The sequence below is a fragment of the Streptomyces tailanensis genome (assembly GCF_008386495.1).
Lineage (GTDB): Bacteria > Actinomycetota > Actinomycetes > Streptomycetales > Streptomycetaceae > Streptomyces > Streptomyces tailanensis.
The window spans coordinates 1-13734 of the sequence record NZ_VTHJ01000116.1; the positions used below are offsets into that span (position 1 = coordinate 1).

Below are 13734 nucleotides of genomic sequence, written 5' to 3' on the forward strand. Positions count from 1 at the left end.
GACCGTGACGATACTGACGTACAAGACCGCCCGATACGGCGGCCAGCTCGTCAAGGTCCCCGCCCCCCCCCCACACCTCCCAGCGATGCTCAGCCTGCGGATTCACCACCCCCGGCAGCCGAGAGAGCCAGGAACTGTTCTCCTGCAAGAACCCCGACTGCGGCTGGACGGCGAACGCCGACTGGAACGCGGCTCGGAACATCTTGCACCTGTACCGGATCGGCCACGTCATCGTGGAGGTCCCGGCCGCCGGAAGGCGCGGTCGCAGGGCGGGTAAAACCGTCAAGCCTGTCGCCGCAAGGTAGACGGGAATCCCCTTCCTGAGCTTGCGAAGGGAGGGGAGAACTTCAATTCACCCATCCGGGCCGAGTGGGGGACGCCGCGGAGGACGACACCTACGCCACTCGCCGCTCCTCACTCCAGGTCGCCGTCGCACGGGTCGTCGACGGCGCGTTGCACTGCGACCGCGACGAACCCGTACCACTCGATCTGTCTCCCGTGCCCTAGGTGTATTGCCCTGTGAGGTTGGGGACGCGGCTGGCGGGTGGTTGACCTCTCAGCGCGGTGTGTCCGCCGGGCCGACATCGAAGCAGGCCGATGGTGGTGGGGTGGTAGGAGCCGCAGCCCCGCCGGCCGGCAGGCAGTGCTTGGATGTGGTCGGCGATGGCCTCCATGCCGTCGGCCACGGGGTCTCGTCGACGGTGATGGTGCCGTCGGCGTTGCGGTCGCCCTGCCACCGGCCGTCGTCGTGGTTGACGTACGGGTGGCCGGCCGTGGCCATGCCGGAGGACACCAGGGCGTTCGTCTGCCGCTTGGTGGCGTCGAAGCTGTTCCAGGACGCCCAGCCCGTCGGCGGCGGGGGCCCCGAGCCGGCTGGTGCTGACGGTGGTCGGCCCGGCGGACGCGGTGCCGACGGCTCGTGGCCGGCCAGGGATGTCAGGCCCGCCAGGCCGAGGGCGAGGACGCGCACGGTGATGCGTCCGGCCCGGTTCCGTGCGGAGATGTACCACGAGACGGAGGTGCCTTCCAAGGTCACAAGATCAGTACCCGACCCGGAAGGTCGCGTCCTGCCGGCCCGTGGCCGTGGAGATCGGGTCGATGCGCAGCATGAAGTTCGGGTGGCGGATGTAGCGGGTCGGGTAGTTGACCGACTGGAAGGAGACCCCGGAGCTGTCGGCGAGCCCGGGGACCAGGGTCCACTGCGAGTCCCTGTAGGGCGTGATCGGGTACTCGTCGAGCTGGGCCACGAAGCTGGCGTGGTGGATGTAACGGGCCGGGAAGTTGTACGACTTGAGCCGGTTCCAGGTCGGGGTGCCCCACTTCGCGATCAGGTTGTTGTACTCGGCAGTCACATGGTGGCGCGCAGGTGGCTGACGGTGACGAAGTGGTAGCCGCGGGCGGTGAGGGTGCGCAGGATCTCGGGGATGGCGGCGACCGACGTGGCGTGGATGTCGTGCATGAGCACGACGTCGTTGCGCCGCACCTTGTTGATGACCGCCTCGGCGATCTTCGCGGCGTCCGGGTACTTCCAGTCCTCGGTGTCCAGTGTCCACAGCACGGGGGAGAGCGAGGTGGCGCTACGGACCGTGCTGTTGATCGCGCCGTACGGCGGGCGGAAGACGGTGGGGGCCGTGCCGGTCGCGGCCTTGATCGCGGCGCTGGTGCGGTTCAGCTGGTGGGTGACCTGCTCGGGGGTGAGCTTGGTGAGGTCGGGGTGGTTCCAGGAGTGGTTGCCCACCTCGTGGCCGGCGCGGGCCTCGGCGCGCACCAGGTCGGCGTGGGCGGCGACGTTCTGGCCGACCACGAAGAAGGTGGCCCGGGCGCGGTGTTGCGCGAGGTACGTCAGCAGGGTCCCGGTCTCCGGGACGGCGGGTCCGTCGTCGAAGGTCAGGGCGATGCAGTGGACCTTCTCGCAGTCGGTGTCGTCGTCATCGGACGCCGTGTGCGTCGGTACGGCGGGCGTGGGCGTCGCGGTCGCCCCGAGGTCGAGTGAGCGGGACGGCTGTTCGGTCTGCTGCTGGGCGCGCTTGCCGAAGGCGGACAGCCAGGGAGTGACCGTCGCCTTGGAGAAGGCCACGACGTAGCGGCCGGCGGGGGCGGCGCCGACCTCGTCCCGGTCGAAGGTCACCCGCAGTCCGCCGTCGGCGGTGAAGGCCATGTCGTCCAGGATGCCGACGACGTTCGACCGGTCGGCGAACGCCTCGTCCACCCTGTCCGCGTCTGTGCCCTCCCGACCCTGGAGCTGCTCCTTCAAGGCGGCGACGAAGGCGTCCCGGGAGCCGTCGCCGACGAGTGCGAGCGCGGTGCGGTACGTGCCCGCCTTGCCGTCGTTCCAGAACGTGCGCGTGCGCAGTCCGCCCCCTGCCGTGCCTTGCTCCTGTGTGGTGAGCCGGATGCCGACGACGTCCCCGGAGGCGACCAGGAACTGGTGGCTGATGTTGAGTTCGCGGCCATCGGCGCCGGTGGGGGAGTCGTCGCACATCGAGCGGAAGCGCGCCAGGCGCTGCTCCACGTCCTTCTTCATCGCGTCCGCCATCGCGGCCGCACCGGGCACGTCCGGATAGCTGGTCGCGAAAGGGCAGGAGCTGTTCTCGCTGCTGTTGTTGACGATCCGCAGACCCTTGATCTTCGAGGGGTCCACGGCCCGCACCGGCGAGGCACCGGAGGACGGTCCGGGCCGCGCTCCGGCGGTCGCGGAGTCCGATGCCCCGGAGGATCCGGACGAGCAGGCCGCCGTCAGGGAGAGCGAGCCGAGCAGCAGGAGGGAGGGGAGCAGGAGGCGTGTGCGCATGGGACCAGAACCCGGGCTAGGGGGCTTACCGGGCTCCGATCGTCCAGGTCAGGGGCGTTTTTCAGCGACCGTCGGAGTCACTGTGAACAAAAGGGGTCCGCTCTTCGCGCACGCCTTTTCCGCTCAGCGTGTCGTGGGGCACACCTGTCGGTACGGCGCGTCGGGCACGTACGTCCGCCACTGCGCCTCGGTGAGTCCTCCGCCGGCCCTGTCGCACAGGATGCGGACGACGTCGTCCGGGCCGACCGGGTGGCGCTGGAGCAGCACGTCCGGGCCGCCGGCGTACAGGGTGGCGCCGATGGGGGTCCCCCCGCTCGAGCGAAGTCGAGAGTGGGGGAGGGTGAAGGCGAGGGTGTCGATCTCGTTGCCGACTGTGGGCAGGTCGCTGCCGAGGAGGCGTTGTCCGGCGGTGTCCCACAGGCGCAGGGTGCCGTGCCGCCCGCCCACGGCGAGGGTGGCGCCGTCGGAGGAGAAGGCGAGCGCGCCCACGGCCTCGGGCATGTCCCCGGAGGCGGTGTCGGAGGTGCCGGTCAGGATGCCCAGGCGGTGGCGCAGGTCGCCGTCCCACAGGGTCACGTGCCCGAGGTCGTCGCCGACGGCGAGCCGGGTGCCGTCGGGGCTGAAGGCCAGCGCGGTGACCTGCCGGTCGTCGGCCAGGGCGCGCCCGCTCACACGACCGGAGGGCAGCTCGGCGTACCGGTTGGCGGAGCCGACGAGCAGCCGGCCGTCGGGCCGCAGGGCGAGGTTGCCCGCATTGAGGGCGCCCAGGGTGGCTGTGCGCCGGTGGGCGGCGGTGTCCCAGACCTCGGCCGTGCCGTCGTCGCCGGCGGAGCGCGCGGCCAGCAGCGTCCGGCCGCCGGAACCGAGGGCGAGCGCGGAGACGAGGCGGTCCGCCGCGCCGGATGTCTCGAACGACGTACGGACCCGGTGCGCGGGGACGTCCCAGACGCTGAAGCGCTGCCGCAGGGCGCCGTGCGAGGAGACGGTGTCGGCGACGGCGAGGGCCCGGCCATCCGGACTGAAGGCAAACTGCGGGGGCCCTTCGTCGCCGTTGGTCGGCAGGGGGCCGAGCATGGTGCGGGCGAGGACCGTGCCGGTGCTGGTGGAGCGGAGTTCGAAGCGGTAGCCGGCGTCGGCGCGAGTGGCGGTGGCCAGGATGGTTCCGTCCGGGCTCAGTGCGGTCGCGTCGGCCGGAGTGCCCTGCCACCGGGCGTCCAGGCGGTCGCTCAGGTCGTACGTGCGCACCGTCGCGCCGTCGAGATAGCGCAGCGTCCGGCTCCTGCCCGGCGCCCAGGTCAGCCCGTTCACCTCGGCTCCGGCCAGCGGTGCGCGGAAATCCCCGCCGCTCGGGTCCAGCGGCCACACCGCGATCTCCTCGTCGTCGGCCGTGGCCAGGAACCGCCCGTCCGGGGAGAGGACGGCCTCTGTGAAGCCGCTGGTGCCGCTGCTCTGGAAGTCGGCGACGTCCCGTCCGCCGGGGACGGCCCAGACCTTGGCGGTGTTTCCGGAGACCACGGCCAGGCGTCGGCCGTCCCCGCTGAACCGCAGCAGACGGGAGCCGTGGTCCGCCCCCGAGCCGGTGCCGCACACGGTGCCGCCCGCCTTCTCCCAGGCACCCGGCAGCCGCCTGCCGTGGACGGTGTCCCAGACCTGGGGTGCGCCGTCGGCCGGGCACAGGGCGAGGAGGCGGCCGCCCGGGCCGATCGCGGCCGTGGTGAGGGCACGCGGCGTGTCCGTGGTGAACAGCACCTTGCCGTCACCGGTCCGGACCATCCTGACCGGGCCCGCTCCGTCCGACGGTCCGGTTGCGTAGGCGCTGCCGTCGGACGCCGCCCAGTAGTCCGCGTCGCCCAGCTCGGCGGCGGGTCTGTGGGCGGCGAGGTTCCACAGCTCGTCGCCGTCCTGGCCCGTGAGGACGAGGAAACCGGCATCGGGGCCCGCCTCGGTGACCTCGGTGCCGCCGGGCAGCCGGTAGGTGGCGGCGACGTGGTGATCGGCCACGTCCCGAACAGTCACCTCGGAGCCCGTGACGGTGACGAGGGTGCGGCCCTGACCGGTGAGGAAACGCCGGACGTTCTCGCCCGTCCGCGGGTCGGTGAAGGCGTCCCGCTCCGGCCGGGCCAGGGCGTCGAGCAGGGCCGAGCGGGATTCGGTCAGCGGGGCGAGCCGCCAGGCCGCGACGGAGAGCAGGGCAGCCGTGCGGGGGTCGGCGGAGCGCAGACTGTCGGCCACGCCGGCCAGGCGGCGGGCGGCCGACTTGGCCGCCTCCTGCTCGCTCGCCCGGCCCTGCTGCCAGGCCAGCAGGCCCGCGGCCAGAGCGAGCACGAGGAACGCGGACAGCCCCACGGTGAGCAGGCGGGTACGGCGGGCGGCCCGTGTCCCGGCCTCCCGTTCGGCGTCACGCGCGGCCAGAGAGGCATCCAGGAAGGCCCGCTCCTGCTCGGCGAGATCGTCCTGGCCCCGCCCGGTGAACATTTCCTCGGCCTGGGTCAGGCGCGCCCCTCGATACAGCGCGCCCGCGTCACGGTCCAACTGCTCCCAGGCTCGGGCCGACTCCCCGAGGAGCCGTTGCGCGCGCAGCCGCTCCCGGCCCTCCTCGATCCAGCCGGCCAGCCGGGGCCAGCCGGTGATCAGCACCTCGTGGGCCAGTTCGACGGTGTCGCCGTCCAGGGTGACCAGCCGGGCGGCGGCGAGGTGCTCCAGCACGTCCTGCGCGTGAGGTCCCAGCTCCGCCCGGGATGCCGGACGGCGGGTGTCGGCGGTCCCGTCCCCGGGTGCGATCAGGCGCAGCAGGATACGGCGGGCGATGCGGGCCTGGTCCGGCGTGAGCTCGCCGTAGACCTGCTCGGCGGTGGCGGCGATCGCGCCGCGCACGCCGCCCGCCTCCTCGTACGCGGCCAGGGTGAGCGTGCGGCCGCGGCGCCGGCGCCAGGTCTCCAGCAGGGCGTGCGAGAGCATCGGCAGGGTGCCGGGCTGATCGGTGACCTCGTCGATGACGCGGGCGGTCAGCACACGCTCCACGTTCAGGCCCTCGGCGGCCGCGGGGCCGGTGATCACCTCCCGCAGCTCCTCCCGGCCCATCGGCCCGACCAGCAGGTTCGTGCGGCTGACCGCCTCGGCCAGTTCGGGGTGGGCGGCGCAGTGGCCGTAGAAGTCGCCGCGTACGGCGATGGCCACGCGCAGCCGGCTCGCGGGGGCGCGGGCGGACAGCAGCAGGTCGAGGAAGCGATCGCGTTCCTCGTGGTCGTGGCAGAGGGTGAACAGCTCCTCGAACTGGTCGACGATCACCCAGGTGTCCAGGCCGTCGTCCTCGCCGTCCTTGCCGTCCTTCGGGACGAGTGCCCGCTCGTGCGTCCGCGCGGGCCTGTCCCCCGGGGTGAGGACGCGGATCACCGCCGGGCGGTCGGCGCCCTGAGCCTGTCGTAGCGCGGGAATCAGCCCGGCGCGCAGCAGCGACGACTTGCCGCTGCCGGAGGGCCCGAACACCGCCGCGAACCGGTGCGCGCGCACCAGGCCCAGCAGCTCACCGACCTGCTTGTCCCGGCCGAAGAACAGGTCACTGTCACCCGGTTCGAAGCGGGCCAGCCCCCGGTACGGCGCCCGCTCCTCCACCGAGGGCGTCCGGACCTGAGCGTCCGCCTCCCGCCAGCGCCGCTCCCACTCGTCCGGGTCGGCGTCCAGCACCTGCGCGTACGCTCGCACCAGCGCCAGCGACGGCAGCTGGTCGCCGGCCGCCGCCTGGGAGAGCGCGGTCGTCGAGTAGCCCACCCGCGCGGCCATCTCCCGGTACGGCGGCTTGCCCGCCTTCTCCCGCAGCAGCCGCAGGTCGTAGGCGAGCCGCTGCACAGGTCCGGCATCCGGGTCCACCGGCTTCTCACGTCGTCCCACGGGGCGGCACCCTTCGACCTTCACGTACACCAGGGATCGGCCGCTCAACCTACGTTTCCCTTCGAGTCCAGGCAAACCCCGGCCGTTCCCTCGGACCCGGCACCGACGCGGACGTGCCTCCGGCCGGTGTCGGCCGGAGGCACGTCGGGAGTCGGCGCCGCGTCCGCTGTGGCGACGTCCGCGCGAGGGGTCAGCGCACGGTGCGGTAGGCGTTGCGGATCGTGCCGGCGTAGGTGTTGCCCTCGGTGTCGGCCAGGGACGTCCGGAAGGAGACGGTGCCGGGCTTCTTCGGGTGGGTGAGGGTCAGGTACCGCTTGCCGGCGGCGTTCGTGTGCACGGTGACCGGCTTCCAGGTGCGGCCGCGGTCGTACGACACGCGCACCGTCAGCGACTTGAGGTGCCCCTTGGCCGCGGCCGGACCCTGCAGCGACAGCGGCACGGTGACGCGGGCGCCCGCCTTGGCGGTGTCGGTCAGGCTCAGCTTCGGGTGGAAGCGGACGACGGAGAGGGGGAAGGCGACCCACTTGGTCTCGCCGCTGTCGCGGGAGGTGAAGGTCCACACCGACTGGACGCGGTCACTGACCTTGTAGTCCTTGGTGCGGTCGGCGCTGATGGACAACCGGTAACGTGTCGGCCCGGCGGGCAGGCCGCCGTAGGCGCTGAGACAGGTGTCGTCGGTGGTGGAACCGAAGACCCGGGAGCCGGCGCTGAGCCGGGTGGTGATGGCCGCCTGGGGGAGGTAGGCCAGGTTGCCCGGGCCGTCGGAGAACATCGGCACGCACACGTAGTAGTACCCGCCGAACCGCATGGCGCCGACGCCGGACTCCGGTGCGACGGCCGGGCTGTGGACGCCGCCGTTGAAGGTGACCCGGTAGGTACGGCCCGGCTTGAAACGGCGGGTGGTCATGAAGGAGACCGAATCCTCGTTGTGCAGGCCGTTGACGACCCGGACGCCCAGGTTCCAGCGCAGGCCGCGGTCGGTGCTCAGGTACTGCACGAGAGAGGCGGTCGGCGCCGGGCGCTGGAGGCCTTCCGAAAAGAGGGACGCCCGGTCGAGCTGCGGCCAGTCGGGGGTGGACCAGTTCACCTGGGGGGCGGTGGAGGCGTCGGTCAGGGTGGTGGCGACGGAGGTGTTCACCCGGGCCATGTCCCGGGTGGAGGAGAAGGCGCGGTTCAGGCCGGTGAAGAAGGAGCCGGTACGGGTGGTGACCAGGTTGTACGTCGGCGAGGTGGCGGTGCGCTGCCAGATCCCGCCGAACTGGGCGACGAAGGAGCCGGCCGGGGCGCTGGAGCCGATCTGGCCGAGGGAGGTGTCACCGGCGTCGACGATGTTTCCGCCGACGTAGTCGTAGGCCGGCTTGGCGCCGCGGGCCGCGAAGAGGACCTGCGCCTCGCGCGCGGTGGCCCGGCGGTCGGGGGCGGTGACCTTCACCGGCTTGGCCTTGCGCCCGTCGAAGGCGAGGGTGGTGTCGTGGTCGAGCATCAGGCGGGGTGCCAGCATCAGGGCGGTCTTCCCCCGGGGGTCGGCGGTCTGGGCGTCGATCACATAGCGGCCCTTGGGCAGCCGCAGGGTGACCTTGCCGTCGGGGTGGTTCCTGTCGTCGTCGAAGGGCGTGTACTGCTTGCCGGTGTCCAGGCCCGCCACGGTGACGCCAGGAGCATCGTCGGGCTTGCCGTCGGGGCGGGTGACGGTCAGCGTCAGCTGGTACGACTCCACCTCACGGATGACGCCCAGGGCGGTGCGCACGCTCTGTCCGCCGCCGGTCGCGGTCACCGCGCCGGAGTAGGCGCCGTCCGCGCTGCCGAGCCGGGTGTCGGCGGTGACCGTGGCCTGCGCGGTGCCGCCGGCCGGGACGGTGAGCCGGGCCGGGGAGACCGTGAACATGCCGGTGGGTGCGTTGCCGCCGTCGGGGCCGGTGGCGTCGGCGGTCAGGTCCAGGGTGAGGGGGTTCGTGCCCGGGTTGCGGTAGGTGAGCGTCCGGGTCGCCGGCTTGTCGTCGGTGTGCGGCCAGGCGGCGGTGCCGAAATCGACGGAGGACGGCTCGGTGGTGACGTCGGCGCCGGTCGCCCGGGTCAGGTCGACCCGGCCCGCCCCGGCCTCGTACGCGGTGGTGCCGGTCAGCGGCTTCGCCGAGGCCGTCAGCGCGGCCTTGATCCGCTCGCCGGTCCAGTCGGGGTGCTCCTGGGCGAGGATCGCTGCGGCGCCCGCGGTGTGCGGGGTGGCCATGGAGGTGCCCGACATCGACACGTAGCCGGGCGCCACCTCCTCGCCCGCGCTGCCGTGGGCGGCCCGCGCGGCGACGACGTCGACACCGGGCGCGGCGATGTCCGGCTTCAGGGCGCCGTCCGCGGTCGGGCCGCGGCTGGAGAAGTCGGCGATCTTGTCGTGGCGGTCCACCGCGGCGACGGTCAGCGCGGCCGCGGCGGAGCCCGGGGAGCCGAGGGTCGTGTCGGAGGGGCCCTCGTTGCCCGCGGCGATCACGAACAGGGCGTGGGAGGAGGCCGACAGGTCGTTCACGGCCTTCTCCATCGGGTCCACCCCCGGGGTGTCGACGGAGCCCAGGCTCATGCTGACGACCTTGGCGCCCTGCGCCACGGCCCACTGCATACCGGCGATGATCGACGAGTCGGAGCCGAATCCGGTGTCGCCCAGGACCTTGCCGACCAGGAGCTTCGCGCCGGGCGCCACTCCTGTGTACTTGCCGTGGCTCTTCGCGCCGGAGCCGACGATGGTGGACGCGACGTGTGTGCCGTGTCCCTGCTTGTCGTCGGTGGAGCTGACGCCGGTGTCGGAGTCGGAGAAGTCCTTGGCCTTGAGGATGCTGCCCTTCAGGTCCGGGTGGGTGGCGTCGATGCCGGTGTCCAGGACGGCGACCTTCACGCCCTTGCCGTCGTAGCCCTGCTTCCAGGCCGCGGGGGCGCCGATCTGCGCGACGCCGCCCTCGGGATCGGGGGCGCCGTCCTCGTCCTGCGCGGCTGCCTTGACCCGCCCGTCGAGCCACACCCGGTCGATTCCGGGCGCGGAGGCCACGGCGGTGTCGTCGGCGACCGGGTCGGTCAGCGCCCGCCACACGTCGCCGACGTCCGGCTTCTCGGCGGTCAGCGCCTCGCCGCGGACGGCGGGAAGCACCCGCTCGACCTCGGCGTCGGCGGCGGCCAGCGCCCGCTTGGCACCGGCCTGGGTGCCGCTGCCGCCCCGGTAGGAGACGATCAGCGGCAGCTGCTCCCGGTGGGTGTCGTCGTAGCCGTCCTTGACGAACTGGGTGACGTCGAACAGGCGGCGGTCCAGTCGTCCGCTGCCCAGCAGCCGGGTCGCGTCCTGCGGGACGACATAGGTGTGGCCGGCGAACCGCCGTATGGAGAAGCCGATGTGTCCGCGGCCCTTGCCGCGCTCCACACCGGTCACCCGGCCCGTGCCGTCCACGCTCACGGTGTCACCGGTCACCAGTGTCACGCGTGCTGCCGCCCGGGCCGACCCGCTCGCCGCTCCGGCCGACAGGTCCGCCGACGGGCCCGCTGCCGCCGGGGTGACGGTGGTGGCGGTCAGCCCGGCCACCGCCACCAGGGCCGGTATCGCGTACGCGGCGCCCCGCGCCGTCAGTCTTTTCCCGCTCCGCTTGTGCTTTTCGTGCAAGGCGGTGTCTCGCTTCCCCGCAGATCGGTGGATGGTCCCCGCTCGGCCCGCTCGTGCGGGCGCACAGGCGGCCCCGGGCTGCAGGGGGGTGCGCGCCCAGGGCCGCCTGAGCCGTCGGCGGGGGGAGTGCCGTCGGCCGGGACCGAGTCTTGGACCCGGGGGAATTGGTCAGTAGCCCCTCGCCGGCACTGAAAAATCGCGGAGAAGCCCTGTTCCCGTGAAGTCTCGGCCGTTCGGCCGATGGCGCGACCCTGCCGCGTCGCGGCATGTGGCCTTTCGGCTGATACGGCTGTGCCGGTGGGGGGTTAGGGTCGCGCCGTGAATCTCCTGAAACCCGTGCGTGCCATGGATGCGCCTCGCGGACCGGAACCGGATGCCCGCCGGCAGGTCCTTCCGCGGGCGTTCGGCATCATCCTGCTGCTGCTCGCCGCAGGTGTGGACCTGCTGTTGGCGGGTGTCGACGGCCAGTCGCTGTGGCCTCAGCTGGTCGTGCTGTCGATCGGTCTGGCGGCGGTCCTCTGGCCCGCAGCCCGGCGGCCGGCGTGGCTCACCGCACCCGTGCGGACCGCCGTGCCCGCGGTCCTCTCCGGTGCCCTGACAGCGGCCGTGTTCCTTTCCGGCTGGGAGGCGGTGTACGGCCCGGGCGAACTCGCGATCCTGCTGTGCCTGCTCCTGGTCGCGGTGCGTGACTGCCCCGTGCGGTGGGCGGCGGTGTGCGGCGTTCTGGGCGGTGCGGCCGTTGTCGCCCTGTCCTACAGAGAGGCCGCCGGGGACCCCGACATCTCCTCGGTCAACCCGTTCGGGATGCTGTTGCTGGCCGGCGCGGCCGCCGGACTCGGCGGGTACCTGCGCACCCTGGACCACCGGCGCCGCGTCGCGGTCACCGAGACACAGCGGACCGAACGCCTCGCCATGGCGGCCGACCTGCACGACTTCGTGGCCCACCATGTCACCGGGATCCTGGTGCAGACGCAGCTGGCGCAACTCATCACCACCACGGAACCCGAGCGTCTGGCCGGAATCCTGAAGGACGTCGAGCGCTCCGCCGTGGAAGCCCTCGCCTCCATGCGCCGCACCGTCGGTCTTCTGCGTGAGGTCCCGGAGCCCGGCGAGGCGGGGAGCGACGACCGCCGCCCGGGGGGCGATCTGGCCGCGCTCCCCGAACTGGTGGAGGGCTTCGGCGGGCCCGTCGGTCCCCCGGCGGAACTGGTCCGCGATCCCTCGGTCCCCGACGACCTGCCCCATGAGGTGCAGGCCGCCGCCCACCGGATCGTTCAGGAGGCCCTCACGAACGTACGGCGGCACGCCGCGGACGCCACCGCGGTGACGGTCGGCCTGTCCTACGACGGCCGCGTGCTGGAGGTGACGGTGCGCGACGACGGCCGTGGCGGTACCCGGTTGCCCAAGGCCGCGCGCGGCGGCGGCTTCGGACTGATCGGGCTGACCGAACGGGTCACCGCGCTCGGCGGCGAAGTGCGTACGGGACTCCGCTCCGACCGCTGGGGCTGGGAGGTCACGGCGACGCTGCCGGCGCAGAGGGCGTCGTCGTGACCGCCCGACGCCCCCACGCCGCACGGTGCTCGGGGCGTCGGGCGGCGCCGCGACGTCACCTCACCGGTGCCAGTGAGCCCGCCTGACGGCCTTGGTCTTGACCGCGTGCCGCGCTCGATGTCAGAGGCGGGTTCGCCGAGGGCCTGTCGTTCCGCGGACGACCAGGTGGACCGGGAGGACTGTGCGCAGCGAGCCCTTGCCGGTTCCGTCGATGGCAGCGGGCAGTCGACGGACGGCCTCGGTCCCGGATTCCCGCGGTGGCTGGTGAATGGTCGTCAGTCAAGACCCACATGACCCGGATGTTCGCCAAGCTCGACGCCCGCGACCGGTCCCGACTCGTCGTCATGGCCTACGAGTCGGGGCTGATCACCCCCGGCATGTCCGCCTGACCCGCGGCCGGTGCGGCGACCGGCTCACAGACGGGAACGCCCGACACCGCCCCGCCCAGCACCGGCACACCCTCACCCCCGGCACCTCGCACCCGGGTGTGACAGCGGAGTTGGCACCTGGGTGTGACGTGCCCTTCCGTTCCCGCGCCTTACCGTCACCGCGCACTGACCAACCAGAACCGGTTTCCGCGGAGCGCGCATGCACCAGACCATCGACATCGACCACATCACCCGCCTCTACCGCACCTACGCCCACGACCTCGACCAGGTCCGCGAGAAGCAGCGGAAGCTGCTCGCCCCGCCGACCTCACTGAAGGCTCAACTCGACGACATCGAGGCGGAGATCACCTATCTCCTGCTGCGCGAGACGCGACCGGAGACGGTGGTGGAGATCGGCACCTTCCACGGCTGGTCCACCACCTGGATCCTCCAGGCCCTGAGGGACAACGGCACCGGCCACCTGTACTCGTACGACATCGTGGACCACGTCGTGCGCAACGTCCCCGAGCAACTGTCCACCGGGCGCTGGACGTTCACGCAAGGGGACGCGCGGGAGAACCTGGAGAAGATCCCGGACACCGCGGACTTCCTCTTCATCGACGCCGCGCACTCGGCGCGCTTCGCCCGCTGGTACATCCAGCACCTGCTGCCGCGAATGCGGCCGGGCATACCCACGTGCGTCCACGACGTCTTCCACGGCCGCAGGCCACTGCCGTTCACCGAGGGAGCGGTCGTCCTGCGCTGGCTCGCCGACCAGGAGAACGCCTACTTCACCGCCTCCCGCGCCCACGCACCCGAGATGTATGACCGCCTGAACGACGTCAAACGAAACCTCACCCTGAGCCACCCCCTGAAGGACAGCCAGGACAACCCCATGATCTTCTTCACCCTGCGCTGACGCCGTCCGGAGGGCGCGGCCGCCGCAGCACGGCCATCGCGGCACGGCTGCCGCGCCGCCCCGAGCGGTGAGCCGAGGGCCGTGCGCCGGCACTCCCACTGCCGGCTGCCGGGCCGGGCAACAGAGGCCCGGTCCTCGTTCGGACGGCGGCCTGATCCCGGTGTCGGCCGAGCACGCGTCCCCGTGCGGCCGGAAGCAGGCCGCTGATGAGGAACGGCCGTTTCCCGGGCTGCTCAGCCCAGTTCGGTCAGTCGTCGCACGGCTTGGGCGGCGAAGGCCTCCATCCACTGTGATGTGGCGCCCAGATACGGCGAGATGATCACCGTGTCGATGCCGAGCCTGGCGTACGGCTCGACGTCACGGATGAAGGCGTCCAGGTCCCCTTCGGTGGCGCCCTCGCCCACGTGCTCGGTGCCCAGGGCGGCGGTCGTCGCGAAGCCCCGTAGCCATGAGCCCTCACCTGCGGGGACTTCGAGGCTCTTGGTGTCGAAGTCGACGATCCCGAGGGTCTCGGCGACTTCGAGGCTCTTGGTGTCGAAGTCGACGATCCCGAGGGTCTCGGCGTCGTCGGTCTTCAGGATGC

General features: G+C 72.4%; 8 protein-coding genes and 3 pseudogenes. 4 read left to right on the forward strand and 7 right to left on the reverse strand.

The window, feature by feature from the left end; all coding sequences use genetic code 11:
* Both F3T56_RS44150 and F3T56_RS44155 read left to right on the forward strand, forming a co-directional pair.
* Positions 1-305 (forward strand): annotated as a pseudogene (locus tag F3T56_RS44150) (zinc ribbon domain-containing protein); the annotation flags it as partial.
* 64 nt (positions 306-369) lie between these two features.
* Positions 370-507, forward strand: coding sequence for a hypothetical protein (locus F3T56_RS44155; protein WP_216373096.1), 138 nt, complete (start codon positions 370-372; stop codon positions 505-507).
* Positions 508-556: 49 nt separating this feature from the next.
* Here F3T56_RS44155 and F3T56_RS46785 read toward each other — a convergent pair whose 3' ends face one another.
* The 5 genes and pseudogenes from F3T56_RS46785 to F3T56_RS49585 form a co-directional block, all read right to left on the reverse strand.
* Positions 557-1030 carry an alpha-amylase family protein gene (locus F3T56_RS46785; protein ID WP_172639468.1) on the reverse strand — a complete coding sequence of 158 codons (474 nt, stop codon included), beginning with the start codon at positions 1028-1030 and terminating at the stop codon, positions 557-559.
* A gap of 10 nt (positions 1031-1040) precedes the next feature.
* A pseudogene (locus F3T56_RS44165) lies at positions 1041-1349 on the reverse strand (AbfB domain-containing protein); the annotation flags it as partial.
* Entirely contained in the window at positions 1349-2791 is a 1443-nt protein-coding gene (locus F3T56_RS44170) for a polysaccharide deacetylase family protein (RefSeq protein WP_149831105.1), read from the reverse strand. The pseudogene F3T56_RS44165 and the gene F3T56_RS44170, both read right to left, overlap by 1 nt.
* A gap of 123 nt (positions 2792-2914) precedes the next feature.
* Positions 2915-6679, reverse strand: coding sequence for an nSTAND1 domain-containing NTPase (locus F3T56_RS44175; RefSeq protein ID WP_149831106.1), 3765 nt, complete (start codon positions 6677-6679; stop codon positions 2915-2917).
* A 190-nt stretch (positions 6680-6869) separates the two neighbouring features.
* Entirely contained in the window at positions 6870-10313 is a 3444-nt protein-coding gene (locus tag F3T56_RS49585; protein WP_281291982.1) for a S8 family serine peptidase, read from the reverse strand.
* Between the two features lie 318 nt (positions 10314-10631).
* Between F3T56_RS49585 and F3T56_RS44185 the strand changes: the two genes are divergently transcribed.
* Positions 10632-11864, forward strand: a complete 1233-nt coding sequence (locus F3T56_RS44185) for a sensor histidine kinase (protein WP_246204770.1) — start codon at positions 10632-10634, stop codon at positions 11862-11864.
* A 120-nt stretch (positions 11865-11984) separates the two neighbouring features.
* Here F3T56_RS44185 and F3T56_RS50420 read toward each other — a convergent pair whose 3' ends face one another.
* Positions 11985-12143, reverse strand: coding sequence for a substrate-binding domain-containing protein (locus F3T56_RS50420; RefSeq protein ID WP_425473748.1), 159 nt, complete (start codon positions 12141-12143; stop codon positions 11985-11987).
* Positions 12144-12452: 309 nt separating this feature from the next.
* Between F3T56_RS50420 and F3T56_RS44195 the strand changes: the two genes are divergently transcribed.
* Complete coding sequence (locus tag F3T56_RS44195) at positions 12453-13151, forward strand: class I SAM-dependent methyltransferase (RefSeq protein ID WP_149831107.1); 699 nt, start codon at positions 12453-12455, stop codon at positions 13149-13151.
* Positions 13152-13384: 233 nt separating this feature from the next.
* Here the strand turns inward: F3T56_RS44195 and F3T56_RS49090 are convergent.
* Positions 13385-13734: pseudogene (locus F3T56_RS49090) on the reverse strand (hypothetical protein); the annotation flags it as partial.